The organism is Streptomyces sp. NPDC059861, from assembly GCF_042731435.1.
Classification (GTDB): domain Bacteria; phylum Actinomycetota; class Actinomycetes; order Streptomycetales; family Streptomycetaceae; genus Streptomyces.
In genome coordinates this window covers 1-25,751 of sequence record NZ_JBHWJQ010000003.1, presented here as the reverse complement: position 1 = coordinate 25,751, position 25,751 = coordinate 1, and the positions used below count along the sequence as shown (strand labels likewise).

The 25,751-nt window shown below is 71.3% G+C and carries 26 protein-coding genes; 20 read left to right on the top strand and 6 right to left on the bottom strand.

Annotation, left to right across the window (positions count from 1 at the left end):
- Positions 1–54 precede the first annotated feature (54 nt).
- Both ACFV6X_RS03485 and ACFV6X_RS03480 read right to left on the bottom strand, forming a co-directional pair.
- Positions 55–2,433: a Tex family protein gene (locus tag ACFV6X_RS03485; protein WP_385376976.1), complete on the bottom strand. Its 2,379-nt coding sequence runs from the start codon at positions 2,431–2,433 to the stop codon at positions 55–57.
- Between the two features lie 98 nt (positions 2,434–2,531).
- Entirely contained in the window at positions 2,532–2,669 is a 138-nt protein-coding gene (locus tag ACFV6X_RS03480) for an LPFR motif small protein (protein ID WP_218512358.1), read from the bottom strand.
- A 179-nt stretch (positions 2,670–2,848) separates the two neighbouring features.
- Between ACFV6X_RS03480 and ACFV6X_RS03475 the strand changes: the two genes are divergently transcribed.
- Together ACFV6X_RS03475 and ACFV6X_RS03470 are read left to right on the top strand one after the other, a co-directional pair.
- On the top strand, positions 2,849–3,814 hold the full coding sequence (locus ACFV6X_RS03475) for a GlxA family transcriptional regulator (RefSeq protein ID WP_385376973.1): 966 nt from the start codon (positions 2,849–2,851) through the stop codon (positions 3,812–3,814).
- Positions 3,815–3,843: 29 nt separating this feature from the next.
- The gene (locus ACFV6X_RS03470; RefSeq protein ID WP_385376970.1) at positions 3,844–4,494 is read left to right on the top strand and encodes a DJ-1/PfpI family protein; all 651 of its coding nucleotides are present in this window, start codon (positions 3,844–3,846) and stop codon (positions 4,492–4,494) included.
- Here the strand turns inward: ACFV6X_RS03470 and ACFV6X_RS03465 are convergent.
- Positions 4,466–5,221, bottom strand: coding sequence for an enoyl-CoA hydratase/isomerase family protein (locus tag ACFV6X_RS03465; RefSeq protein WP_385376968.1), 756 nt, complete (start codon positions 5,219–5,221; stop codon positions 4,466–4,468). The genes ACFV6X_RS03470 and ACFV6X_RS03465 overlap by 29 nt on opposite strands.
- A gap of 70 nt (positions 5,222–5,291) precedes the next feature.
- Between ACFV6X_RS03465 and ACFV6X_RS03460 the strand changes: the two genes are divergently transcribed.
- Positions 5,292–5,921 carry an HdeD family acid-resistance protein gene (locus tag ACFV6X_RS03460; RefSeq protein ID WP_385376966.1) on the top strand — a complete coding sequence of 210 codons (630 nt, stop codon included), beginning with the start codon at positions 5,292–5,294 and terminating at the stop codon, positions 5,919–5,921.
- A 175-nt stretch (positions 5,922–6,096) separates the two neighbouring features.
- Positions 6,097–6,606, top strand: a complete 510-nt coding sequence (locus ACFV6X_RS03455) for an ATP-binding protein (RefSeq protein WP_385377501.1) — start codon at positions 6,097–6,099, stop codon at positions 6,604–6,606.
- Between the two features lie 3 nt (positions 6,607–6,609).
- On the opposite strand, the gene idi is transcribed toward ACFV6X_RS03455, so the two are convergent.
- The 3 genes from idi to galE all read right to left on the bottom strand — a co-directional run bounded on the left by idi (position 6,610) and on the right by galE (position 9,504).
- Positions 6,610–7,203 carry an isopentenyl-diphosphate Delta-isomerase gene (gene idi, locus ACFV6X_RS03450; protein ID WP_385376964.1) on the bottom strand — a complete coding sequence of 198 codons (594 nt, stop codon included), beginning with the start codon at positions 7,201–7,203 and terminating at the stop codon, positions 6,610–6,612.
- A 244-nt stretch (positions 7,204–7,447) separates the two neighbouring features.
- Positions 7,448–8,386: a cation diffusion facilitator family transporter gene (locus ACFV6X_RS03445; RefSeq protein ID WP_385376962.1), complete on the bottom strand. Its 939-nt coding sequence runs from the start codon at positions 8,384–8,386 to the stop codon at positions 7,448–7,450.
- A 146-nt stretch (positions 8,387–8,532) separates the two neighbouring features.
- Positions 8,533–9,504, bottom strand: a complete 972-nt coding sequence (gene galE / locus ACFV6X_RS03440; protein ID WP_385376959.1) for a UDP-glucose 4-epimerase GalE — start codon at positions 9,502–9,504, stop codon at positions 8,533–8,535.
- Between the two features lie 304 nt (positions 9,505–9,808).
- Here galE and ACFV6X_RS03435 point away from each other — a divergent pair, with 304 nt between their 5' ends.
- The 16 genes from ACFV6X_RS03435 to ACFV6X_RS03360 form a co-directional block, all read left to right on the top strand.
- Positions 9,809–11,596 carry a DUF5941 domain-containing protein gene (locus tag ACFV6X_RS03435; protein ID WP_385376956.1) on the top strand — a complete coding sequence of 596 codons (1,788 nt, stop codon included), beginning with the start codon at positions 9,809–9,811 and terminating at the stop codon, positions 11,594–11,596.
- On the top strand, positions 11,593–12,345 hold the full coding sequence (locus ACFV6X_RS03430; protein ID WP_385376953.1) for a sugar phosphate nucleotidyltransferase: 753 nt from the start codon (positions 11,593–11,595) through the stop codon (positions 12,343–12,345). The genes ACFV6X_RS03435 and ACFV6X_RS03430 overlap by 4 nt, the downstream gene beginning before the upstream one ends.
- Positions 12,333–13,394, top strand: coding sequence for an iron-containing alcohol dehydrogenase family protein (locus ACFV6X_RS03425; RefSeq protein WP_365449844.1), 1,062 nt, complete (start codon positions 12,333–12,335; stop codon positions 13,392–13,394). Before ACFV6X_RS03430 ends, ACFV6X_RS03425 begins: the two co-directional genes overlap by 13 nt.
- Positions 13,372–14,151: a CDP-alcohol phosphatidyltransferase family protein gene (locus ACFV6X_RS03420; RefSeq protein ID WP_385376949.1), complete on the top strand. Its 780-nt coding sequence runs from the start codon at positions 13,372–13,374 to the stop codon at positions 14,149–14,151. The genes ACFV6X_RS03425 and ACFV6X_RS03420 overlap by 23 nt, the downstream gene beginning before the upstream one ends.
- Positions 14,152–14,186: 35 nt before the next feature.
- Positions 14,187–15,032, top strand: coding sequence for a glycosyltransferase (locus tag ACFV6X_RS03415; protein ID WP_365449870.1), 846 nt, complete (start codon positions 14,187–14,189; stop codon positions 15,030–15,032).
- A gap of 98 nt (positions 15,033–15,130) precedes the next feature.
- Complete coding sequence (locus ACFV6X_RS03410) at positions 15,131–16,060, top strand: ABC transporter permease (RefSeq protein ID WP_385376946.1); 930 nt, start codon at positions 15,131–15,133, stop codon at positions 16,058–16,060.
- Positions 16,053–16,832, top strand: a complete 780-nt coding sequence (locus ACFV6X_RS03405) for an ABC transporter ATP-binding protein (RefSeq protein ID WP_385376943.1) — start codon at positions 16,053–16,055, stop codon at positions 16,830–16,832. Before ACFV6X_RS03410 ends, ACFV6X_RS03405 begins: the two co-directional genes overlap by 8 nt.
- A 352-nt stretch (positions 16,833–17,184) precedes the next feature.
- Entirely contained in the window at positions 17,185–18,117 is a 933-nt protein-coding gene (hpnC, locus tag ACFV6X_RS03400; RefSeq protein WP_385376940.1) for a squalene synthase HpnC, read from the top strand.
- Positions 18,114–19,064: a presqualene diphosphate synthase HpnD gene (hpnD, locus tag ACFV6X_RS03395; protein ID WP_385376937.1), complete on the top strand. Its 951-nt coding sequence runs from the start codon at positions 18,114–18,116 to the stop codon at positions 19,062–19,064. The genes hpnC and hpnD overlap by 4 nt, the downstream gene beginning before the upstream one ends.
- Positions 19,064–19,204: a DUF6380 family protein gene (locus ACFV6X_RS03390; protein ID WP_385376934.1), complete on the top strand. Its 141-nt coding sequence runs from the start codon at positions 19,064–19,066 to the stop codon at positions 19,202–19,204. The genes hpnD and ACFV6X_RS03390 overlap by 1 nt, the downstream gene beginning before the upstream one ends.
- Entirely contained in the window at positions 19,201–20,601 is a 1,401-nt protein-coding gene (gene hpnE / locus ACFV6X_RS03385; protein WP_385376931.1) for a hydroxysqualene dehydroxylase HpnE, read from the top strand. The genes ACFV6X_RS03390 and hpnE overlap by 4 nt, the downstream gene beginning before the upstream one ends.
- 68 nt (positions 20,602–20,669) lie before the next feature.
- Positions 20,670–21,734, top strand: a complete 1,065-nt coding sequence (locus ACFV6X_RS03380) for a polyprenyl synthetase family protein (RefSeq protein ID WP_385377498.1) — start codon at positions 20,670–20,672, stop codon at positions 21,732–21,734.
- 122 nt (positions 21,735–21,856) lie between these two features.
- On the top strand, positions 21,857–23,866 hold the full coding sequence (shc, locus tag ACFV6X_RS03375) for a squalene--hopene cyclase (RefSeq protein WP_385376928.1): 2,010 nt from the start codon (positions 21,857–21,859) through the stop codon (positions 23,864–23,866).
- Positions 23,863–24,504: a 1-hydroxy-2-methyl-2-butenyl 4-diphosphate reductase gene (locus ACFV6X_RS03370; protein ID WP_385376926.1), complete on the top strand. Its 642-nt coding sequence runs from the start codon at positions 23,863–23,865 to the stop codon at positions 24,502–24,504. Before shc ends, ACFV6X_RS03370 begins: the two co-directional genes overlap by 4 nt.
- A gap of 5 nt (positions 24,505–24,509) precedes the next feature.
- On the top strand, positions 24,510–25,532 hold the full coding sequence (gene hpnH, locus ACFV6X_RS03365) for an adenosyl-hopene transferase HpnH (RefSeq protein WP_385376923.1): 1,023 nt from the start codon (positions 24,510–24,512) through the stop codon (positions 25,530–25,532).
- A gap of 4 nt (positions 25,533–25,536) precedes the next feature.
- The coding region (locus tag ACFV6X_RS03360; RefSeq protein ID WP_385376921.1) for a flavodoxin-dependent (E)-4-hydroxy-3-methylbut-2-enyl-diphosphate synthase at positions 25,537–25,751 on the top strand (215 nt) is incomplete at its 3' end.

Genomic DNA, 25,751 nt, shown 5'->3' with positions numbered 1-25,751 from the left:
GCACGACCCGGACGGCCCGGGCCTGCGCTCTCGCGAGGGCCCGGGCCGCCCGACTCAGCCCCGGCCGCCCTTCTTGGGGTCGAGCAGTCCCGCGCGCCGCAGGGCGTCGGCCATCGCGCTGTTCGCCGGAGCCAGTGCCTGGCGGGCACCGCCGGCCCCCTGGCGACCACCACCGCCACCGCCCTGCCGCTGCTGCGGCGGGCGCTGGCCCCGCTGCGGGCGGCGCTCGGCGGCACCCCGCTCCTGAGGCACCGCCTCGTCGTCCAGACGCAGGGTGAGGGAGATCCGCTTGCGCGGAATGTCGACGTCGAGGACCTTCACCTTCACGATGTCGCCCGACTTGACGACGTCCCGCGGGTCCTTGACGAACGTCTTCGACATCGCGGACACGTGCACCAGACCGTCCTGGTGGACCCCGATGTCGACGAACGCCCCGAACGCGGCCACGTTGGTGACCACACCCTCCAGGACCATGCCCGACTCGAGGTCGGCGAGTTTCTCGACGCCCTCCTTGAAGGTGGCCGTCTTGAACGCCGGGCGCGGGTCGCGCCCCGGCTTCTCCAGCTCCTTGAGGATGTCGTCGACCGTCGGCAGACCGAACGTCTCGTCCACGAAGTCCTGCGGCCTCAGCGACCGCAGCACACTCGTGTTGCCGACCAGCGCGGCCACTTCCTGGCCGGTGGTCTTCACCATCCGCCGAACGACGGGGTAGGCCTCGGGGTGCACGCTGGACGCGTCCAGCGGGTCGGCGCCGCCCCGGATCCGCAGGAAGCCCGCGCACTGCTCGTACGCCTTCGGCCCGAGCCGCGCCACGTTCTTCAGCTCGGAACGGGACGTGAACGGGCCGTTGGCGTCCCGGTGGGCCACGATGTTCTCCGCGAGTCCGGAGGAGATGCCCGACACGCGCGAGAGCAGCGGCGCGGACGCGGTGTTGACGTCGACACCCACGCCGTTCACACAGTCCTCGACCACCGCGTCCAGCGAGCGCGACAGCTTCACCTCGGACAGGTCGTGCTGGTACTGGCCGACCCCGATCGACTTCGGATCGATCTTCACCAGCTCGGCGAGCGGGTCCTGGAGCCGACGCGCGATCGACACGGCGCCGCGCAGCGACACGTCCATGTCGGGCAGCTCCTGCGAGGCGAAGGCGGAGGCCGAGTACACGGACGCGCCCGCCTCGGACACCATCACCTTGGTGAGGTTCAACTCCGGATGCCTGGTGATGAGTTCACCGGCGAGCTTGTCGGTCTCGCGGGACGCCGTGCCGTTGCCGATCGCGACCAGCTCGACCGCGTGCTCCTTGGCCAGCCGGGCCAGCTTGGCGATCGCCTCGTCCCACCTGTTGGCCGGGACGTGCGGATGGATGACGTCGGTCGCGACGACCTTGCCGGTGGCGTCCACGACGGCCACCTTCACCCCCGTACGGAAACCGGGGTCCAGGCCCAGCGTGGCGCGCGTACCGGCCGGGGCGGCGAGCAGGAGGTCCCGCAGGTTCGTCGCGAACACGCCGACCGCCTCGTCCTCGGCGGCCGTGCGCAGCCGCAGACGGAGGTCGATGCCCAGGTGGACCAGGACACGGGTCCGCCAGGCCCAGCGGACCGTGTCCGTCAGCCACTTGTCACCGGGACGCCCACGGTCGGCGATCCCGAACCTGCCGGCGATGATCCCCTCGTACGACGAGGGCCCCTCCGTCGGCTCCTCCGGTTCCAGGACGAGGTCGAGGACGTCCTCCTTCTCACCGCGCAGCATCGCCAGGATCCGGTGCGAGGGCAGCTCGGTGAACGGCTCGGCGAAGTCGAAGTAGTCCGCGAACTTGGCGCCGGCCTCCTCCTTGCCCTCCCGTACCTTCGCGGCCAGCCGGCCGCGCACCCACATGCGCTCGCGCAGCTCACCGATCAGGTCGGCGTCCTCCGAGAACCGCTCGGTGAGGATCGCCCGGGCGCCGTCCAGGGCGGCCTGCGGGTCTGCCACGCCCTTGTCCGCGTCCACGAACGCGGCCGCGGCCGCGAGGGGCTCGACGGACGCGTCGCCGAGGAGCCCCTCGGCCAGTGGCTCCAGACCTGCCTCCCGGGCGATCTGCGCCTTCGTACGCCGCTTGGGCTTGTAGGGCAGGTAGATGTCCTCCAGGCGCGCCTTGGTCTCCGCGGCCCGGATCTGCGCCTGAAGTTCATCGGTGAGCTTGCCCTGCTCGCGCACCGACTCCAGGATCGCCGTCCGCCGCTCCTCCAGCTCCCGCAGATAGCGCAGCCGCTCCTCGAGCGTGCGCAGCTGCGCATCGTCGAGCATTTCGGTCGCTTCCTTGCGGTAGCGGGCGATGAAGGGCACCGTAGAACCGCCGTCGAGCAGCTCCACGGCAGCCTTGACCTGCCGCTCCCGTACGCCGAGTTCCTCGGCGATCCTGCCTTCGATGGACCCTACGAGGGGTGTCGTCACGATCCCGTACCGCCTTCTCCACTTCGGGTTGCGCGGCAATTGTGGCAGGTGACACCGACAACAGGGGACCAGGGCGGGAAGTGGCGGGGCGGCGGTTCTCAGACCCGGCGCGCGCCACGCCGTCCGGACCCGGAAGCGCCGCCGAGGAGGCGGGCCACGGCCCGGAACGGCAGCGTCACTACCGTGGCGACGGCGCCGCCGATCTGGCGCAGGACATCCGCGATGGCACGGAACACGTCGTTCCCCTTTCGTCGGTGGTGTTGCCTGTCTCTCGTCCCCCGGCGCATCAGGTCTCCGCCGGACGGACGCCCTCCGAGTACCTCGTCCTTCGCGGCCCATGCCGATCAAGGCGGTGGCAGGAAAGGTGGGAAGCTCGTCATTGCGGCCATGCCGCAACACGCGAAGAATCGCCGGTATGGCGCAGCGAACCGTTCTGGTCGTCCTCTTCGACGGCGTGCAGAGCCTCGATGTCACCGGGCCCGTGGAGGTCTTCGCGGGAGCCGAGCAGCACACTCCTGGGTCCTACCGCATCCGTACCGCCTCCCTGGACGGCGGCCCGGTCCGCGCCTCCAGCGGACTGACCCTCGTACCGGATCAGGCGCTCGTCGACGCTCGCGACCCGCACTCGCTCGTGGTGCCCGGCGGGCGCGGCACCCGCAGGCCCGACCCGCGCCTGACCGACTGGCTGCGCGAGCGCGGGCCGGGCGCCGAACGGCTGGTCTCCGTCTGCACCGGGGCCATCCTGCTGGCCGAGGCCGGTCTGCTGGACGGCCGGAACGCCACGACCCACTGGGCGTACGCCGCCACCCTCGCCCGCGACCACCCCTCCGTACGGGTGGACGCCGACCCCATCTACGTCCGGGACGGACACGTCTCCACCTCGGCCGGCGTCACCTCGGGCATCGACCTGGCCCTCGCCCTGGTCGAGGAGGACCTGGGACGCGACACGGCCCTGGCCATCGCCCGGCATCTGGTGGTCTTCCTGCGCCGCCCCGGCAACCAGTCCCAGTTCAGCGCCCAGTTGGCCGCCCAGACCGCCTGGCGCGAACCGCTGCGCGAGGTCCAAAGGTGGATCACCGAGCACCCCGCCGGTGACCTGACCGTCGAGGCCCTCGCGGCGCGCGCCAGCCTCTCGCCACGCCACTTCGCCCGCGCCTTCCGCGCCGAGACCGGCATGACACCCGGCCGCTACGTGGACCGCGTCCGCCTCGAACACGCCCGCCGCCTGCTGGAGGACACCTGCGGCGGCGTTCAGGAGATCTCCCGCACCAGCGGCTACGGCACCCCGGAGGCCATGCGCCGCGCCTTCGTCAACGCCCTGGGCACATCCCCGGCCGAATACCGCCGGCGTTTCCGCCCGGCCCCGGCCCCTGCCCCATGAGGCTCCGCCCACCCACCGAAAGGCCCGCCATGCAGATCGCCCTGCTCGTCTACGACCGGTTCACCGCCCTCGACGCCGTCGGCCCCTACGAGATCCTCTCCCGGATCCCGGACGCCGAGACCGTCTTCGTCGCCAAGGAGGCGGGCCCCGTCCGCGCCGACACCGGAGCGCTGGCCCTCACCGCCGACAAGGCGCTCGACGAGGTCCCCGGTCCGGATCTCGTGGTCGTGCCCGGAGGCCCCGGCCAGAGCGCCCTGATGGACGACGAGGCCGTGCTGGACTGGCTGCGCGCCGTGGACGCCACCAGCACCTGGACGACCTCCGTGTGCACCGGTTCCCTGCTGCTCGCCGCGGCCGGCCTGCTCACCGGGCGGCGTGCCACCTCCCACTGGCTCGCCCTCGACCAGCTCCGGCCGTTCGGGGCCGAACCGACCGGGGAGCGAGTCGTCTTCGACGGGAAGTACGTCACCGCCGCCGGCGTCTCCTCCGGCATCGACATGGCGCTCGCCCTGCTCGGCCGGATCGCGGGTGACGACCACGCCCAAGCCGTCCAACTGGCCACGGAGTACGACCCGCAGCCGCCCTACGGCGCCGGGTCGCCGCACAAGGCGCCCGCGCACATCGTCGAGGCCCTGCGCGCCCGGAGCCGGTTCATCCTGAAGCAGGCACCGTCCAGGTGAAGCGCGGCTGCCGCCGCTCCAGGAACGCGGCGACGCCCTCCGCCGTGTCGGCGTTGCCGCGCGCGTGCACGGCCCAGTGGGCGTCCCGGTCGGTGCGCCCGTCGGCGAACTCCTTCGCCGACGCCTGCGTCAGCTGCGAGCGGGAGACCAGGATCCTGGTGAACTCGACTACCCGCTTGCCGAGTTCACCCTCGGGCAGCACCTCGTCGACCAGCCCGGTGCGCAACGCCCGGCCGCTGTCGATCAACTCGCCCGAGTACAGCAGGTACTTGGTCGTGGCCGGACCCACCAGCGACACCAGCCGCCGGGTCGCGGAGGCCGGATACACGATCCCCAGCTTCGCCGGTGTCACCCCGAACAGCGCGCCCTCCTGCGCGAACCGCAGATCACAGGCCGCCGCGAGCTGCGCCCCACCGCCCACACAGTGCCCGCGGACCGCCGCCAGCGTCGGCTTCGGAAACGCGGCGAGCGCCTCCTCGGCCAGCACGGACAGCCCCTGAGCCTCGGCGGGCGAGTCCCGCAGCGTGGAGATGTCGGCGCCCGCGCAGAACGTGCCGCCCTCACCCGTCAGTACCAGGGCCCTTACCCCGGGGTCGGCCGCCAGGGTGGCCAGCAGCGGAGGCAGCGCCCGCCACATCCCGGCCGTCATGGCGTTCCGCTTGGCCGGATGGGCGATGACGACCGTGGCGACCGAATCGGCGACACCGTGCAGCAGCTGGGGCTCCATGCGCCGGATGCTAGCCGTACCCGCGCTCACTACGATCGACGAGGGGGCCCGTGAGAGGAGGCGGCAGCCGATGGCCAGGACCGCGAAGGACGAGAAGGCGAAACTGCGGCGCGGCTTCGGCCGGCTGGTCGCGCTGGGCGTGCTGCTGGTCCTCGGCGGTCTCGTCGGGCTCGTGTACACCGGCGTGGCCACCCTGACGTCCATGCTGCTGTTCGGCTGGCTGCTGCTCATCGGTGGCGTGGTCGGACTGCTGCACGCCATCGAGGGACGCGGCAGCAACTTCTTCTGGCTCGCGGCGATCGTCGCGGCCCTGAACATCGCGGCGGGTGTCGTGATCCTGAAGAGCCCCGAGGCCGCCGCCGACGCCCTGGCCATGTTCGCCGCCCTGCTGTTCCTCACCGCAGGGCTCTTCCGGCTGGTGGGCGCCCTGGTGGTGCGCGGAGCGCAGTTCGGCTGGACGCTGCTCCTGGGCGCCTTCGACCTGCTGCTGGGCGTCGCGGTGCTGGGCTCCTGGCCGAGCAGCAGCCAGTACGTCATCGGCACGTTCATCTCGCTGGCCCTGCTCTTCGACGGCCTGGGCCTGATCGCCACCGGCTTCGGCGGCCGCCGGGTCGTCGGCATGGTGGAGGACGCCACCGGGGCCGACGAGGGCACTCAGGGCGCCCAAGGGGACACCACGAAACCCGTACAAGCCGAATAGTTCGTAAAGTCGGCACCGGCGGGACAGGATGCAGTCCCACAACTGACGGGGTCATACGCCAACGGTCAGAAGCGTTCGATAGTCGCTGACTTCTGTTCAGTCCTCCGGTGGAGAGCGGTCCGGTACCAACACTCGACGTGTGGTGACAATCGAGCACAAGGGTGGCGACCGGACCATGGACGACCACGGGCGCGGGCCCGCCCCACGCCCCGAAGGCGGCACAGACGCACCCGACGAGCCGAGGACGCGCGCCCCACTGCCCTACGAGGGCGTTTGGCGGTTCACCGCCCCCGCGATCGACGCCTCGGTCCCCCAGGCCCGGCACGCCGTACGGGATCTGCTCCTGCGTCAGCGGGTGCCGGTCACGGACGACGTGCTCCAGGGACTGCTGCTGATCGTCTCCGAGCTGGTCACGAACGCCGTACGGCACGCGGCGGTGCTCTCGCCGGTGCTCGCCGTGGAGGTCGCCGTCGGCGCCGAGTGGGTGCGGGTGTCCGTCGAGGACAACCACCCCTACCGCCCGACCGCCCTGGAGACCGACCACGGCCGGACCGGTGGCCGGGGCCTGCTGCTGGTGCGGGAGATCACCCGGGAGGTGGGTGGGGTGTGCGACGTCGAGCACACGGCGAGCGGCGGCAAGGTGATCTGGGCCGCCCTGCCGCTCAACCCCGGAAGGCTGATCTGAGGATCACCAGCCCTCGGACGGACCGGTCAGCTCCCTGATCGCGGGACGGGCCGCGTCCAGCACCGTCATGAACCAGGCCGAGAAGGTGTCCTTGGCGTGCCGGTCCGTCAGCTCGCCCGGCGTGACGAACGCCGTGGCGTGCACCTCCTCCGGGTCCGGCCGCAGCGGTGCTTGTACCAGTCCCACGAAGAGGTGGTTGTACTCCTGCTCCACCAGGCCCGAGGCGGGGTCCGGGTGGTTGTAGCGCACGGTGCCCGCCTCGCCGAGCAGTGACGGGGAGACACCGAGCTCCTCGAACGTCCGCCGGGCCGCCGCCGCGAAGGGGGCCTCGCCGGGGTAGGGGTGGCCGCAGCAGGTGTTGGACCACACACCGGGGGAGTGGTACTTCCCCAGGGCCCGCTGCTGTAGCAGCAGACGGCCGTACTCGTCGAACAGGAACACCGAGAACGCCCGGTGCAGCTGACCCGGTGGCTGATGGGCGGCGAGCTTCTCCGCGGTACCGATCGTCGCGCCGTTCTCGTCGACCAGTTCCAGCAGGATCGCTTCCGCGGTGCCGTTCGACGAGCTGTGCGTCGCGGTGGCAGGTGTGATCGGCATACCCATCCTTCGCCTCGTTCCTCGCGCCCCAGTCTGCCGTACGAATCCGGCACTCCCGGCACTTCCCGGCGCGTCGGCACCGGAAGAGGGCCCGGAAGGTGATCGTGCCCGGCTCACGGAGAAGGAACCATCCGCTACGGGCTGTACAGGAAGTCGCGGGGGCGCGCGGCGGCGCGACGCGCTCCGGAGGCTCCGGCGACGGCCGGTCCCGCGTCGGGCGGGCTTGCGTGCGCCGCCCCGGCGCTCAGTGGCACAGTCTCGGCTCGTGTTCCGCGTGGCCGCTCGGTTCCAGCTGGAACGTGCAGTGCTCCACGTCGAAATGGTGGCCCAGGCAGCCCTGTAGCTCGTGGAGGACCTTCTCGTGCCCTATCGCGTTCAGGACGTCGGAACGGACGACGACGTGCGCGGACAGCACCGGCATGCCCGAGGTGATCGTCCAGGCGTGCAGGTCGTGCACGTCCTCCACCCCGTCGAGCTCCAGTATGTGCGTGCGCACCTGCGCCATGTCGACGCCCTTGGGGGCCGACTCCAGCAGCACGTCGAGCGTCTCGCGCAGCAGCTTCAGCGTGCGCGGCACGATCATCAGGCCGATGACCAGCGAGGCGATCGGGTCGGCGGCCTGCCAGCCGGTCGTGAGGATCACCGCCGCCGAGATCAGCACCGCGACCGAGCCCAGCGCGTCGGCGGCGACCTCCAGGAACGCGCCGTGCACGTTCAGGCTCTCCTTCTGACCTCGCATGAGCAGCGTGAGCGAGATCATGTTCGCGACCAGACCGATCGCGCCGAACACGATGGTCAGCCCGCCCTCGGTGGCGGCCGGCGTGACGAACCGCTGGATCGCCTCGTAGAGCACGTAGCCGCCGACCCCGAGCAGCAGCAGACAGTTGGCGAGCGCGGCGAGGATCTCGGCACGCGCGAACCCGAAGGTCCGGTGGGCGCTGGCCGGCAGATTGGCGAAGTGGATCGCCAGCAGCGCCATGCCGAGACCGAGCGCGTCGGTCGCCATGTGCGCGGCGTCGGCGATCAGCGCGAGGGAGTCCGCGAGCACGCCGCCGACGATCTCGACCACCATGACGGTGAGCGTGATGCCCAGCGCGACCCGCAGCCGACCGCGGTATGCCGCGGCCGCCGTACCGGTGACCGGCGCGCCGTGCGTGTGCCCGTGATCGTGCCCTGCCCCCATGAAAGCCGCCTCCTGGAATCGGGTCCGGACCCCAGTCAACTACGGGTGGGGGGTATCCGGCAACGCGGCACTGAACACCGTTGTCATGTGCCCTGACCAGCGGAAACGATGGGCAGGTCAGGGCGCTGCGGTGAACGGGACGGCGTTCAGCTGCCGTAGTGGTGCCGCCATCCCCGCCATGCCGATTCGACCATCTCGGGTACTCCGCGCCGGGCGGCCCAGCCCAGCTCCGAGGCGGCCCGCGCGGCCGAGGCGACGGCACGCGGCGCGTCCCCGGGCCGGCGCGCCTCGACGACGGCGGGACGCGCGTCGCCGGTCACCTCACCGATCAGGGTGACCAGCTCACGTACCGAGACCCCCTCGCCGCGGCCGATGTTCACGGTCAGGTCGCCCGACGCCTCGGGCACCGACAGCCGCCGGGCCGCCGCGAGGTGCGCGTCGGCGAGGTCGGCGACATGGATGTAGTCGCGCACGCAGGTGCCGTCCGGCGTCGGGTAGTCGTCGCCGAAGATCCGCGGGGCCTCGTCGCGCGTCAGCCGGTCGAAGACCATGGGGACCACGTTGAACACGCCGGTGTCGGCCAGCTCCGGCGCGGCCGCGCCCGCCACGTTGAAGTAGCGCAGGCACACCGTGGCGATGCCGTGTGCCCGGCCCGCCGCGCGCACCAGCCACTCACCGGCGAGTTTGGTCTCGCCGTAGGGGCTCATCGGGGCGCACGGTGTGTCCTCCGTGATGAGTTCCACATCGGGGTTGCCGTAGACGGCCGCGGAGGAGGAGAAGAGGAAGCGCCCGATCCCGGCGCCGGCGACCGCGTCCAGCAGGATCGCGAGACCGCCGACGTTCTCCTGGTAGTAGCGCGTGGGCTGCGCGACGGACTCGCCGACCTGCTTGCGCGCCGCGAGATGCACCACACCCGTCACCGCGTGCTCGGCGAACACCCGCTTCAGCAGTTCGGCGTCCCCGGCCGAGCCCCGCACCAGGGGCACGCCCGCCGGGAGCCGCGCGGGCATCCCGGCCGAGAGGTCGTCCAGCGCGACGACGCGCTCCCCGGCCTCCGCCATGACCCGCGCCACATGCGCTCCGATGTATCCGGCACCGCCGGTGATCAGCCATGTCATGGTGGCCCACCCTAATCCCGGTCGGCGCCCGCCCCGGCCCGGTCCTGCGTCCCGTATGCCATGCTTGCCCGCTTCCGGGAGTCCGATCTTGTACGCCGGCCCGGGCATCCCCGATGATGATCGCCGCGGAGGTGCCTGCAGACCGTGTCGACCGGACCGTTAACGGCCGGTGAACACGGGCTTCCTATCATCCGATAGCCTCTGCCGACATGCCGTCCGCCGGTGCAGCTCCGCCTGCCCCAGAGGGCGCCCCACCATGCACGAGACCGGCGCGGAGACGCCGGCCACCAGGGAGTGAGTTCGGTTGCCGACCGCCATCCTCACCGGTCAGCCGGTCCCCGGATCGTCGATCGAGGGCGATCTGCGGTCGCTCGGCTTCGAGGTGCGCATCGCCGCCGACCCCGCCGAGACCGAGACCCTTCTCGCCCAGGTGCCGGGTGACCAGCGGGTCGCCGTGGTCGACGCCCGCTTCGTCGGCCATCTGCACGCACTGCGCCTCGGCCTCACCGACCCGCGCTTCCCGCTCGCCGCGATACCCGGCGCCGTCACGGCCCAGCCCGCCGGCCGCCAGGCCCTGACGCGCGCGCTGGCCCGTGAGACCTCCGCGCAGGGCACGCTGCTGGTCGACAGCCTCGCCGACCGGATCACCGGCACGCTGGACACGGACGTGCACCGGCCCGAGCTCGGCAGCCTGGTCGCCGTCGTGCCCGCCGACCCGCAGGCCCGCAACGAGGCCCGGCAGGCCGTCGCCGCCGTCGACGACGAGGCCGTACGCCTGAAGTCGGCGGTCAAGTCGCGCGACGGCTTCTTCACCACCCACTTCATCAGCCCGTACTCCCGCTACATCGCCCGCTGGTGCGCCCGGCGCGGACTGACCCCCAATCAGGTCACCACCGCCTCCCTGCTCACCGCCCTGATAGCGGCGGGCTGCGCGGCCACCGGCACCCGCGGCGGGTTCGTCGCGGCCGGCGTGCTGCTCATCGCGTCCTTCGTGCTCGACTGCACCGACGGCCAGCTGGCCCGCTACTCCCTGCAGTACTCAACCCTCGGCGCCTGGCTGGACGCCACCTTCGACCGCGCCAAGGAGTACGCCTACTACGCGGGCCTCGCCCTCGGTGCCGCCCGAGGTGGCGACGACGTGTGGGCCCTCGCCCTCGGCGCGATGATCCTGCAGACCTGCCGGCATGTCGTCGACTTCTCCTTCAACGAGGCGAACGTCGGAGATCCGTCCGCCACCGCCAACACCAGCCCCACTGCCGCATTTTCGGACAAACTGGACAGTGTCGGCTGGACGGTGTGGGTGCGCCGGATGATCGTCCTGCCGATCGGTGAACGCTGGGCACTGATCGCCGTGCTCACGGCCGTCACGACGCCGCGCATCACCTTCTACGTGCTGCTCATCGGCTGCGCGTTCGCCGCGAGCTACACCACGGCGGGCCGCGTCCTGCGGTCGCTGAACCGCAAGGCCGTGCGAACCGACCGCGCGGAACGGGCGCTGGCCGATCTGGCGGACAGCGGGCCCCTGGTGGAACTTCTCACACGCAAGGCGCGCGTCGCCGCGGCGCCTCTCTGGGCAGCCGTCGGCGGTCTCCTCGTGGTGACCTCCGCCGCACTCCTGGGCGCGACCTGGCCGACCCTGCTCGCCGCGCTCGCCTACGTCGCGTTCTCCGCGGCCGCCGTCTCACGCACCCTCAAAGGCGCGCTGGACTGGCTGGTTCCGCCCTTCTTCCGGGCCGCCGAATACGGGACCGTGCTGATCCTGGCAGCTGAATCGGAGGTGAACGGGGCACTTCCCGCGGCTTTCGGGCTGGTTGCGGCCGTCGCCTACCATCACTACGACACGGTCTACCGCATCCGTGGCGACGCGGGTGCGCCCCCGCACTGGCTGGTGCGGGCGATCGGGGGGCACGAGGGCCGGACGCTGGTGGTCGTGGTGCTCGCCGTGGTGCTGACCGCCGCGCAGTTCACGGTCGCGCTCACGGTCCTCGCCGTGGCCGTCGCCCTGCTGGTGCTCCTGGAGAGCATCCGGTTCTGGGTGTCCGCCCATCGACAGGGCGCACCCGCCGTACACGACGAAGGAGAACCCGCATGATCGGCCTCGTGCTGGCGGCCGGCGCCGGCCGGCGTCTGCGCCCCTACACCGACACCCTGCCCAAGGCGCTGGTGCCGGTGGGGCCCGCGGGCGACGAGGACGGTCCCACGGTGCTCGACCTCACCCTCGCCAACTTCGCCGAGATCGGCCTGAGCGAGGCCGCGATCATCGTCGGCTACCGCAGGGAGGCCGTGTACGCCCGCAAGGCCGAGCTGGAGCGCGAGTACGGCCTGAAGCTCACGCTCATCGACAACGACAAGGCCGAGGAGTGGAACAACGCCTACTCCCTGTGGTGCGGGCGTGACGCGCTCAAGGACGGCGTGATCCTCGCCAACGGCGACACCGTCCACCCGGTCTCCGTGGAGCGGACGCTGCTCGCCGCGCGCGGCGAGGGCAGGCGGATCATCCTCGCCCTCGACACCGTGAAGTCGCTGGCCGACGAGGAGATGAAGGTCGTCGTCGACCCCGAGCAGGGCGTCCGGAAGATCACCAAGCTGATGGACCCGGCGGAGGCCACCGGTGAGTACATAGGCGTCACCCTCATCGAGGGCGACGCCGCCCCCGAACTGGCGGACGCCCTGCGGACCGTCTGGGAGAGCGACCCCCAGCAGTTCTACGAGCACGGCTACCAGGAGCTCGTCAACCGCGGCTTCAAGATCGACGTGGCTCCGATCGGCGACGTGCCGTGGGTCGAGATCGACAACCACGACGATCTGGCCCGGGGACGGGAGATCGCGTGCCGGTACTGACCAGGCTCGTTCCGACTCCGGTCGTCGTGGACATCCGCCCGGGTGCCCTCGACGACCTGGCCGGCGTGCTCGCCGACGAGCGCATATCGCACTCGGGCAGGCTCGCCGTCGCCGTCAGCGGCGGCTCCGGCGCCCGGCTGCGCGACCGCGTCGCTCCCCAACTGCCCGGCGCCACCTGGTACGAGGTCGACGGCGGCACCCTGGACGACGCGGTGCGGCTGGCGAGCGACATGAAGACGGGCCACTTCGACGCGCTCGTCGGACTCGGCGGCGGCAAGATCATCGACTGCGCCAAGTTCGCCGCGGCCCGCGTCGGCCTCCCGCTGGTCGCCGTGCCGACGAACCTCGCGCACGACGGCCTGTGCTCTCCGGTCGCGACCCTCGACAACGACGCCGGACGCGGCTCGTACGGCGTGCCCAACCCGATCGCCGTCGTCATCGACCTGGACGTCATCCGCGAGGCCCCGGTCCGCTTCGTCCGGGCCGGTATCGGCGACGCGGTCTCCAACATCTCCGCGATCGCCGACTGGGAGCTCGCCCACCGCGTCAAGGGCGAGAAGATCGACGGCCTCGCCGCGGCCATGGCCCGCCAGGCCGGCGAAGCCGTGCTGCGGCACCCGGGCGGCATCGGCGACAACGACTTCCTCCAGGTGCTGGCCGAGGCACTGGTCCTCAGCGGTATCGCCATGTCGGTCTCCGGCGACTCCCGCCCGTCCTCCGGTGCCTGCCACGAGATCAACCACGCCTTCGACCTGCTGTTCCCCCAGCGGGCGGCCGCGCACGGCGAGCAGTGCGGACTGGGCGCGGCCTTCGCCATGTATCTGCGCGGCGCGCACGAGGAGTCGGCGTACATGGCCGAGGTGCTGCGCCGGCACGGGCTGCCGGTGCTGCCGGAGGAGATCGGCTTCACCCCGGACGAATTCGTCCGGGTCGTGGAGTACGCCCCCCGGACCCGGCCCGGCCGCTACACGATCCTCGAACACCTCGACCTGCAAACCCACCAGATCAAGGACACCTACGCCGACTATGTCAAGGCCATCGGTAGCTGAACTCCGCCCCGTCGTCCACCCCGCCGGGGTGAAGGACCGGCGCAGCGGTGAGCACTGGGCGGGACGCCTCTACATGCGTGAGGTGTCCCTGCGGGTCGACCGCTACCTGGTGAACACCAGGGTCACGCCCAACCAGCTCACGTACCTGATGACCGTCTGCGGTGTGCTCGCGGCCCCGGCCCTGCTGGTGCCGGGCATCCCGGGCGCCGTGCTCGGCGTGGTGATGGTCCAGCTGTACCTGCTGCTGGACTGCGTCGACGGCGAGATCGCCCGCTGGAAGCAGCAGTTCTCGCTGGGCGGCGTCTACCTGGACCGGGTCGGCGCCTACCTCACGGACGCGGCCGTGCTCGTCGGTCTCGGCCTGCGCGCCGCCGACCTGTGGGGCAGCGGCCGGGTCGACTGGCTGTGGGCCTTCCTCGGCACCCTGGCCGCCCTCGGCGCGATCCTGATCAAGGCGGAGACCGACCTCGTCGGCGTCGCCCGGCACCAGGGCGGGCTGCCGCCGGTCAAGGAGGCGGCGTCCGAGCCGCGCTCCTCCGGCATGGCGCTGGCCCGCCGGGCCGCCGCCGCGCTCAAGTTCCACCGGCTGGTCCTCGGCATCGAGGCGTCGCTGCTGATCCTGGTCCTCGCGATCCTCGACGCGAGCCGCGGCGACCTGTTCTTCACCCGGCTCGGCGTCGCCGTGCTCGCCGGGATCGCGCTGCTCCAGACACTGCTGCACCTGGTGTCCATCCTCGTTTCGAGCAGGCTCCGGTGAGCCCCGGGACGCGGGTCGGGGCCGTCATCATCACGATGGGTAACCGGCCCGAGGAGCTGCGCGCGCTGCTGGAGTCGGTCGCCAAGCAGGACGGCGATCCGATAGACGTCGTGGTCGTCGGCAACGGCTCACCGGTGCCCGAGGTCCCCGCCGGAGTGCGTACCGTCGAACTGCCGGAGAACCTCGGCATCCCGGGCGGCCGCAACGTCGGCATCGAGGCCTTCGGCCCCAGCGGGCGTGACGTCGACATACTGCTGTTCCTCGACGACGACGGCCTGCTCGCCCGCGCCGACACCGCCGAGCTGTGCCGCGAGGCCTTCGAGGCCGACCCCCGGCTCGGCATCGTCAGCTTCCGTATAGCCGACCCCGACACCGGCGTCACCCAGCGCCGCCACGTCCCCCGGCTGCGGGCCTCCGACCCGATGCGCTCCTCGCGCGTCACCACCTTCCTCGGCGGCGCCAACGCGGTCCGCACCCGGGTGTTCGCCGAGGTCGGGGGCCTGCCCGACGACTTCTTCTACGCGCACGAGGAGACCGACCTGGCCTGGCGCGCCCTCGACGCGGGCTGGCTGATCGACTACCGGTCGGACATGGTGCTGTACCACCCGACGACCGCGCCCTCGCGGCACGCCGTCTACCACCGCATGGTCGCCCGCAACCGCGTCTGGCTCGCCCGCCGCAACCTGCCCGCCGCCCTCGTCCCGGTCTACCTGGGCATCTGGCTGGCCCTCACGCTGCTGCGCCGCCCCTCGCGGCCGGCCCTGCGGGCATGGTTCGGGGGCTTCCGGGAAGGCTGGAGGTCCCCCTGCGGGCCCCGCCGGCCCATGAAGTGGCGTACGGTGTGGCGGCTGACTCGACTGGGCCGACCTCCTGTCATCTGACAAGCTCGTCCCTGAGAGCATTCGGGGCGTAACGCTCGGCTCCCGGCCGCTGCCCAGCCCGCACAGGCTGCGCATCTCGAAGACGAAAGTTTCGACTAGTGAGTGAGACCACACACGACGGCACAGTCGCGGTGACCGCGCCCGTGTCACCCGACGAGGGTTTGTCCGCGGCGGAGCTCGCCGCGAAGTACGGCCTGACCGTGAGCGGCGCCCGCCCCTCCCTCGTCGAGTACGTCCGCCAGCTCTGGGACCGCCGCCACTTCATCCTCGCGTTCTCGCGGGCGAAGCTGACCGCCCAGTACAGCCAGGCCAAGCTCGGCCAGCTCTGGCAGGTCGTCACGCCGCTGCTCAACGCGGCCGTGTACTTCTTCGTCTTCGGCGTGATCCTGGAGGCCGACCGGGGCATGCCGCGGGAGGTGTACATCCCGTTCCTGGTGACGGGTGTGTTCGTCTTCACCTTCACGCAGAGCTCGGTAATGGCGGGCGTCCGCGCGATCTCCGGCAACCTCGGCCTGGTGCGCGCCCTGCACTTCCCGCGTGCCTCGCTCCCGGTCTCCTTCGCGCTCCAGCAGCTCCAGCAGCTGCTCTTCTCGATGATCGTGCTGTTCGCCGTGACCTGCGTCTTCGGCAGCTACCCGGATATGTCCTGGGTGCTGATCGTGCCGGCGCTGGCGCTGCAGTTCTGCTTCAACACCGGCCTCGCGCTGATCATGGCCCGGGCCGGCTCCAAGACCCCGGACCTGGCGCAGCTGATGCCGTTCGTGATGCGGACGTGGATGTACGCGTCCGGTGTCATGTACTCCATCCCGATCATGCTGGCCGACAAGCCGTCCTGGATCGCCAACATCCTCCAGTGGAACCCGGCCGCGATCTACATGGACCTGATGCGCTTCGCGCTGATCGACGGCTACGGCTCCGAGAACCTCCCCGACCATGTCTGGGCGATCGCCGGCGGCTGGGCGGTGCTGTTCGCCCTGGGCGGCTTCGTGTACTTCTGGAAGGCGGAGGAGAGGTACGGCCGTGGCTGACCATACGACCGAGGAACGCATCCCCACCGTCGTCGCGGACGACCTGCACATCGTCTACCGCGTCAACGGCGCGAAGGCCGGCAAGGGCAGCGCCACCGCCGCCCTCAGCCGCATCGTCAAGCGTCGCGAGGACCGCGGGGTCCGCAAGGTGCACGCGGTGCGCGGTGTCTCGTTCGTCGCGTACCGGGGCGAGGCCATCGGCCTGATCGGCTCCAACGGCTCCGGGAAGTCGACCCTGCTGCGTGCCATCGCCGGACTGCTGCCCGCCGAGAGCGGCAGGGTCTACACCGACGGCCAGCCCTCGCTGCTCGGTGTGAACGCGGCCCTGATGAACGACCTGACCGGTGAGCGCAACGTCATACTGGGCGGGCTCGCGATGGGCATGACCCGTGAGCAGGTCAAGGAGCGCTACCAGGAGATCGTCGACTTCTCCGGCATCAACGAGAAGGGCGACTTCATCACGCTGCCGATGCGGACGTACTCCTCCGGCATGGCCGCCCGCCTGCGGTTCTCCATCGCGGCCGCCAAGGACCACGACGTCCTCATGATCGACGAGGCGCTGGCCACCGGCGACCGCAAGTTCCAGAAGCGCTCCGAGGAGCGCATCCGGGAGCTGCGCAAGCAGGCCGGTACGGTGTTCCTGGTCAGCCACAACAACAAGTCCATCCGGGATACCTGCGACCGCGTGCTGTGGCTGGAGCGTGGCGAACTGCGCATGGACGGACCCACGGGCGAGGTCCTCAAGGAGTACGAGAAGTTCACGGGTAAGTAGACAGCCGTTCAGGGCCCTGCCGGAACTGCTCCGGCGGGGCCCTGCGTCGTCGGCAAAGGGCCCTTGTGCCGGCCGCAAAGGAAGCGTCAACTCTGGCCGACCGTAGGAATCTTGAAGCCAATCGGTGTGTTCTTGTGATGCGCAGGGCACCCCCGCGGTCCGCGCCGCGTTGTACAACGTAAGCTGTAGCGGTGCCGAAACACGGCAAGTAGGGCCATAATGCGCGACACCCTCCAAGGTGGTAGCCGCCTGAACGCATGGCGGCGTGTCCGAAATAGTGTGAATTGGGTCGGCAGTGTAGAACGGGAGATGTGACGGCAATGGCTACGGAAACTCCCCGGCTCCGCGAAGCATGTGCCGTCCCCGCCCTGGGCAGCGAACGGTGACGGGAACCGCCACGGCGCGCGACGACGACACGGAGCGCGCGACGCTGGACAAGGCCACGGCAGAGAACTTCCCCGTGGCCCCCTTCTTCCTGCCCCGGGCCTGGCGCACCGACCTCATGGCCGTCTACGGCTTCGCCCGCCTCGTCGACGACATCGGCGACGGCGATCTCGCCCCCGGCGGCGCCGACGCCCGCCTCCTCGGCGTGCCGCGCGAGCGGGCCGGCGACCGCATGGCCCTGCTGGACGCCTTCGAAGCCGACCTTCACCGCGTCTTCGACTCGGCCCCCCACCATCCCCTGCTGCGCCGTCTGCAGCCGACCGTCCGCCGCTGCGCCCTGACCCCCGAGCCCTTCCTCGGCCTGATCGCCGCCAACCGCCAGGACCAGCTCGTCAAGCGGTACGAGACCTACGACGACCTGCTGGCCTACTGCGAGCTGTCCGCGAACCCCGTGGGCCGGCTCGTCCTCGGCGTCACCGGAACCTCCACCCCCGAGCGCGTCCGCCGCTCGGACGCGATCTGCACGGCCCTGCAGATCGTCGAGCACCTCCAGGACGTGGCCGAGGATCTCGGCCGCGACCGCATCTATCTGCCCGCCGAGGACATGAAGCGCTTTCACGTCCAGGAGGCAGATCTCGCCGCGGCGACCACCGGCGCATCGGTGCGCGCACTGGTCGCGTACGAAGCGCAACGCGCCGGCGACCTCCTGAATGAAGGCGCCCCCCTCGTGGGTAGCGTGCACGGCAGACTGAGGCTGTTGCTCGCGGGGTTCGTGGCGGGGGGAAGGGCGGCCGTCGAGGCGATCGCCGCCGCCCGGTACGACGTACTTCCCGGCCCGCCCAAGCCCGGCAAGCTCCGGTTGCTGCGTGAGGTGGGCGTGACCATGCGAGGAGAGGGGTGATCCGGACAGTGGAGTCTGCACCACACGTGTCCGCACCGGTACTCGCCGCCTACAGCTACTGCGAGGCCGTCACCGGACAGCAGGCACGTAACTTCGCCTACGGCATCAGGCTGCTGCCGACGCCCAAGCGCCGCGCCATGTCGGCGCTGTACGCGTTCTCCCGGCGGGTCGACGACATCGGCGACGGTGAACTCACCGACGACCTGAAGTTCGACCGGCTCCAGGAGACCCGGTCGCTGCTCGCCCGCATCCGTGAGGACGAGATCGGCGAGGACGACACCGACCCGGTCGGCGTCGCCCTGGCACATGCCGCCCGGCACTTCCCGATCCCGCTCGACGGCCTGGACGAGCTCATCGACGGCGTCCTGATGGACGTACGCGGCGAGACCTACGAGACCTGGGACGATCTGAAGGTCTACTGCCGCTGTGTGGCCGGGGCCATCGGCCGGCTCTCGCTCGGTGTCTTCGGTACGGAACCGGGGGCGCGCGGCGCCGAGCGCGCGCCCGAGTACGCCGACACGCTCGGGCTCGCGCTCCAGCTCACCAACATCCTGCGGGACATCCGCGAGGACGCCGAGGGCGGGCGCGTCTACCTGCCCGCCGACGACCTCGCCAAGTTCGGTTGCTCGGCCGGGTTCCGCGGGCCGAACCCGCCGGAGGGCTCCGACTTCGCGGGCCTCGTGCACTACGAGGTGCGGCGGGCCCGAGCCCTCTTCGCCGAGGGCTACCAACTGCTGCCCATGCTCGACCGGCGCAGCGGCGCCTGCGTCGCGGCCATGGCGGGTATCTACCGCCGCCTCCTCGACCGCATCGAGCGCGAACCCGAGGCCGTACTGCGCGGCCGGGTCTCGCTGCCCGGACGCGAGAAGGCCTACGTCGCCGTGCGCGGCCTGTCCGGTCTGGACGCCCGGCATGTGACCCGACGGGCCGTCAGGAGGCGCGCCTGATGGACAGCTTGGGGCAAGGTGACGCCGACGGCGAAAAGCGGCACGCAACCCTCCGTGGCCGGATGGCGTCCCTGACTGCGACGGCCCGCCGGGGCGCTGTGAAGCGTCGCGGCGGGAGCGCAGGGGAGGGTGCGCGATGACCGACGGCATGCGGTCCGGTCCCGCACGGGACACGGTGGTGGTCGGCGGAGGGCTCGCCGGAGTCACCGCCGCGCTCGCGCTGGCCGACGCCGGGGTGCGCGTCACCCTGCTCGAAGGCAGGCCGAGACTGGGTGGCCTGGCCTTCTCCTTCCAGCGCGGCGAGCTGACCGTCGACAACGGCCAGCACGTGTATCTGCGCTGCTGCACCGCCTACCGCTGGTTCCTCGACCGGATCGGCGGCGCGGCACTGGCTCCGCTGCAGGACCGTCTCGACGTGCCCGTCCTCGACGTCGCCAAGCCCGAGGGCAGGCGACTCGGCAGGCTGCGGCGCGACGCGCTGCCGGTGCCCCTGCATCTGGGGCGCAGCCTCGCGACGTATCCGCATCTCTCACTCGTCGAGCGCGCCAAGGTCGGCCGGGCCGCGCTCGCGCTCAAGGGTCTCGACCTCGCCGATCCGACGCTGGACGCACAGGACTTCGGCAGCTGGCTGACCGCGCACGGTCAGTCGGCTCGTGCCGTCGAGGCGCTGTGGGACCTGGTCGGGGTCGCCACCCTCAACGCGGTCGCGGGCGACGCCTCCCTGGGGCTCGCCGCGATGGTGTTCAAGACCGGTCTGCTCTCCGACCCGGGCGCGGCAGACATCGGCTGGGCGCGCGTCCCGCTGGGCGAACTGCACGACCGGCTGGCCCGCACGGCGCTCGACTCGGTCGGTGTCCGAACCAGGATCCGTTCACGCGTCACCTCCATCTCCCAGAAGGACAACGGGCGTTGGAGCGTTCAGGTTCCCGGCGAGGTCATCGAGACCGACGCCGTCGTGCTCGCCGTACCTCAGCGCGAGACCTACGACCTGCTGCCGGACGGCGCGCTCGACGATCCGGCGCGACTGCTGAGGATCGGCACCGCGCCGATCCTCAACATCCATGTCGTCTACGACCGCAAGGTCGTCGACGCCCCCTTCCTCACCGCGCTCGGCACGCCCGTGCAGTGGGTCTTCGACCGCACCGACGCCTCGGGGCTGAAGTCCGGCCAGTACCTCGCGCTGTCGCAGTCGGCCGCGCGGGACGAGATCGACGCGCCCGTGGCCGCACTGCGCGAGCGCTATCTGCCCGAGCTGGAGCGCCTGCTGCCGCGGAGCCGGAGTGCCGAGGTGAGGGACTTCTTCGTGACCAGGGAGCGCACCGCGACCTTCGCTCCCGCGCCCGGCGTCGGACAGTTCCGGCCCGGCGCCGGTACCAAGGCGTCCGGCCTGTACCTGGCCGGAGCGTGGACCGCCACCGGGTGGCCCGCGACCATGGAAAGTGCGGTCCGCAGCGGCATCGGCGCGGCGGACGCCGCGTTGCGTGCCCTCGGCCGGCCCCGCCCCCGCCACCTCTTCGACGTCGAGGAGGCGGCGTGACGACGAGGCAGCGCGCGGCAGGCCCCCGCACCTCCGGTACCGCAACAAGAGGAGAGAAAGTGCCCACTGTGCCCCCGGCCTCGAAGGCCGCTCGAGAGACCGCGGTGGACGTGGCCGCGATCCTGGAGCGCGGCCGGACCCTGGCCACACCGGTACTGCGGGCGGCCGTCGACCGCCTGGCGCCTCCCATGGACACGGTCGCCGCCTACCACTTCGGCTGGATCGACGCCGCCGGCAACCCGGCCGACGGCGACGGCGGCAAGGCCGTACGCCCCGCTCTCGCCATCCTGTCCGCCGAGGTCACCGGGGGCGCGCCCGAGGTCGGCGTCCCCGGCGCGGTCGCCGTCGAACTGGTGCACAACTTCTCCCTGCTGCACGACGACCTGATGGACGGCGACGAGCAGCGCCGGCACCGCGACACCGTCTGGAAGGTGCACGGCCCCGCCCAGGCCATCCTGGTCGGCGACGCCCTGTTCGCGCTGGCCAACGAGGTGCTCCTGGAACTCGGCACCGTCGAGGCCGGCCGCGCCACCCGCCGGCTGACCACCGCGACCCGCGCCCTGATCGACGGCCAGGCCCAGGACATCTCCTACGAGCACCGCGACCGCGTCAGCGTCGAGGAGTGCCTGGAGATGGAGGGCAACAAGACCGGCGCCCTGCTGGCCTGCGCCAGCTCCATCGGCGCCGTGCTCGGCGGCGCCGACGACCGCACCGCCGACACCCTGGAGAAGTACGGCTACCACCTCGGCCTGGCCTTCCAGGCCGTCGACGACCTCCTCGGCATCTGGGGCGACCCGGAGGCCACCGGAAAGCAGACCTGGAGCGATCTGCGCCAGCGCAAGAAGTCCCTGCCGGTCGTCGCCGCCCTCGCCGCCGGGGGCAGCGCCTCCGAGCGGCTCGGTGAGCTGCTCGCCGCCGACGCCAAGAGCAGCGACTTCGCCAAGTTCTCCGAGGAGGAGTTCGCGGCCCGCGCCGCCCTGATCGAGGAGGCCGGCGGCCGCGAGTGGACCGCCGAAGAGGCACGCCGTCAGCACACCGTCGCCATCGAAGCCCTCGACGCCGTCGACATGCCCGACCGGGTGCGGGACCGGTTCGTGGCCCTCGCCGACTTCGTCGTCGTACGAAAGAGATGATCACTATCGGCCTCATAGCCCTCGCTTAGTCGCCGGCCGGTGCCGCGGGATTCTCGTGTGCACCGGCCGACGGCGGACCCACAGCAGACGCACCGATTGCAGCACTGCACGAAGGGGAAGCCATGACAGCGACGACCGACGGAAGCACCGGGGCCGTGTCGCCCCGCGCTGCCGCGGCCAGCGAAAGCGACAGCACCACCCCGGTGGCGGCCGGGGTCCACGAAGCCGCCGAACGCGCCGTCCGGCGCGCCACCGACCACCTGCTCGCCCGGCAGGACGCGGAAGGCTGGTGGAAGGGCGACCTGGAGACCAATGTCACCATGGACGCCGAGGACCTCCTGCTCCGTCAGTTCCTGGGCATCCGCGACGAGTCCACGACGAACGCCGCCGCCCTCTTCATCCGCGGCGAGCAGCGCGAGGACGGCACCTGGGCCACCTTCCACGGCGGGCCCGGCGAACTCTCCACCACCATCGAGGCGTACGTCGCCCTGCGCCTGGCCGGCGACGCGCCGGACGCGCCGCACATGGCCCGGGCGGCGGAGTGGATCCGCTCCCGGGGCGGCATCGCCGCGGCCCGGGTCTTCACCCGGATCTGGCTCGCCCTGTTCGGCTGGTGGAAGTGGGAGGATCTGCCCGAACTGCCCCCGGAACTCATCTACTTCCCGAAGTGGCTGCCGCTCAACATCTACGACTTCGGGTGCTGGGCCCGGCAGACGATCGTCCCGCTGACCGTCGTCTCCGCCAAGCGCCCGGTACGGCCCGCCCCCTTCCCGCTGGACGAGCTGCACACCGACCCGGAGCACCCGAACCCGGCGAAACCGCTGGCCCCGGTGGCGAGTTGGGACGGCGCCTTCCAGCGGCTGGACAAGGGCCTGCACGCCCTGCGCAAGGTCGTGCCGCGCACCCTGCGGCGCGCGGCGATGCGGTCGGCCGCCCGCTGGATCATCGAGCGGCAGGAGAACGACGGTTGCTGGGGCGGCATCCAGCCGCCGGCCGTGTACTCGCTCATCGCCCTCCGCCTGCTGGGCTACGACCTCCAGCACCCGGTGATGCGCGCCGGGCTGGAGTCCCTCGACCGGTACGCCGTGTGGCGCGAGGACGGGGCCCGGATGATCGAGGCCTGCCAGTCGCCGGTGTGGGACACCTGCCTGGCGACCATCGCCCTCTTCGACGCCGGGGTGCCCGCGGACCATCCGCAGCTGGTGAAGGCCGCCGACTGGATGCTGGGGGAGCAGGTGGTGCGGCCGGGCGACTGGTCGGTCCGCCGACCGCAACTCACGCCGGGCGGCTGGGCGTTCGAGTTCCACAACGACAACTACCCCGACATCGACGACACCGCCGAGGTCGTCCTCGCGCTGCGCCGCGTCCGGCATCACGACCCGGAGCGGATGGAGAATGCCATCGCACGCGGGGTGCGCTGGAACCTCGGCATGCAGTCGAAGGAGGGCGCGTGGGGCGCGTTCGACGTCGACAACACCAGCCCGTTCCCCAACCGGCTGCCGTTCTGCGACTTCGGCGAGGTCATCGACCCGCCGTCGGCGGACGTGACGGCGCACGTGGTGGAGATGCTCGCGGTGGAGGGCCTCGCCCGCGACCCGCGCACCCGGCGCGGCATCGAATGGCTGCTCGCCGCACAGGAGCCGGACGGTTCGTGGTTCGGGCGCTGGGGTGTCAACTACATCTACGGCACCGGATCGGTGGTGCCCGCGCTGACCGCCGCCGGCTTTCCCGTCTCGCACCCGGCGATCCGGCGGGCGGTGACCTGGCTGGAGAGCGTGCAGAACGACGACGGCGGCTGGGGCGAGGACCTGCGCTCGTACCGGTACGTCAAGGAGTGGAGCGGCAGGGGCGCCTCCACCGCCTCGCAGACCGCGTGGTCGCTGATGGCTCTGCTGGCGGCCGGGGAGCGGGACTCGCCGGCGGTCGAACGCGGTGTCGAGTGGCTCGCCGCGACCCAGCGGGAGGACGGCTCCTGGGACGAGCCGTACTTCACGGGTACCGGCTTCCCGTGGGACTTCTCGATCAACTACCACCTGTACCGGCAGGTCTTCCCGCTCACGGCGCTGGGCCGCTATGTGCACGGTGAGCCGTTCGCCCGGACAGCCCTCGCCGGGGCCAAGGGGAGCGGATGAGCGCCCCCTCCGCTCCGGAGCCGCTGCTGATCGCCTGTGCGCTCGGCATCGAGCGGCTGGCGTTGCGGCTGGGGGAGCGGGGTGGTGCCGGCGGGCCGGTGACCGTGTTGCGCACGGGCATGGGGCCCACCGCGGCCGAGCGGTCCGTCACGCGGGCGCTGGCCGACCCGGCGCTCGCCGGGGCCGCTGTGCTGGCCACCGGCTTCTGCGCGGGGCTGGCACCGGGCATGCACCCCGGTGACCTGGTCGTCGCCGAGGAGACCCGGGACCCGCGCGGCACCACGCCCTGCGAGGGCACCGACCTGCTCGTCAGGGAACTCAGGCGTGCGGTGCCCGGCCGCACCGTCCACACCGGCCCGGTCACCGGCTCCGACCACGTGGTGCGTGGGCAGGAACGGTCCGATCTGCTGGCCACCGGCGCAATCGCCGTCGACATGGAGTCCGCCGCAACGCTACTGAGCGCCGGGCGCGCAGGGGCACGTCCGGTTGCGGCCGTCCGGGTGGTCGTGGACGCTCCAGAACATGAACTCGTCCGTATCGGCACGGTGCGCGGTGGAATATCGGCTTTCCGCGTCCTTCGTTCCATTCTTCCCGCATTCTTTGAATGGCACCGTAATGTGCTGCTCCCCAGGAGGTGAGCCCGATGGCCATGCCGTTGCGCCAGTCCATCAAGGTCGCTACATACTTGGCTGAACAGAAGCTCCGCAGGCGTGACAAGTTTCCGCTCATCGTCGAGCTGGAGCCCCTGTTCGCCTGCAACCTGAAGTGCGAGGGCTGCGGCAAGATCCAGCACCCCGCCGGGGTGCTGAAGCAGCGCATGCCGGTCGCGCAGGCCGTGGGGGCGGTGCTGGAGTCCGGGGCTCCGATGGTGTCGATCGCGGGTGGCGAGCCACTGATGCACCCTCAGATCGACGAGATCGTGCGTCAGTTGGTGGCCAAGCGGAAGTACGTCTTCCTGTGCACCAACGCGATGCTGCTGCGCAAGAAGATGGACAAGTTCACTCCCTCGCCCTACTTCGCCTTCGCCGTGCACATCGACGGCCTGCGTGAGCGGCACGACGAGTCGGTCGCCAAGGAGGGCGTGTTCGACGAGGCGGTGGCGGCCATCAAGGAGGCCAAGCGGCGCGGCTTCCGCGTCACCACCAACTCCACCTTCTTCAACACCGACACCCCCCAGACCATCGTCGAGGTGCTCAACTACCTCAACGACGACCTGAAGGTCGACGAGATGATGATCTCGCCCGCCTACGCCTACGAGAAGGCGCCCGACCAGGAGCACTTCCTGGGCGTGGAGCAGACCCGCGAGCTGTTCAAGAAGGCCTTCTCCGGCGGCAACCGGCGCCGCTGGCGGCTCAACCACTCGCCGCTCTTCCTGGACTTCCTGGAGGGCAAGGTCGACTTCCCGTGCACCGCGTGGGCGATCCCGAACTACTCGCTCTTCGGCTGGCAGCGCCCCTGCTACCTGATGAGCGACGGGTACGTGCCGACGTACCGCGAACTGATCGAGGAGACCGACTGGGACAAGTACGGCCGCGGCAAGGACCCGCGCTGCGCCAACTGCATGGCGCACTGCGGCTACGAGCCCACCGCCGTCCTCGCCACCATGGGGTCGCTGAAGGAGTCGCTGCGCGCCATGCGCGAGACGGTCTCCGGAAACCGGGAGTGATGTCATGACCGCCATCCCCCTGGGCGTTCCCGAGGTGCCGGTGCGGCCGGTCGCCGAACGGCGGGTGTCGCGGCAGATCCAGGTCGGGCCGGTGGCGGTCGGGGGCGGGGCACCGGTGTCGGTGCAGTCGATGACGACGACGCGTACGTCGGACATCGGGGCCACGCTCCAGCAGATCGCCGAGCTGACGGCTTCCGGCTGTCAGATCGTCCGGGTGGC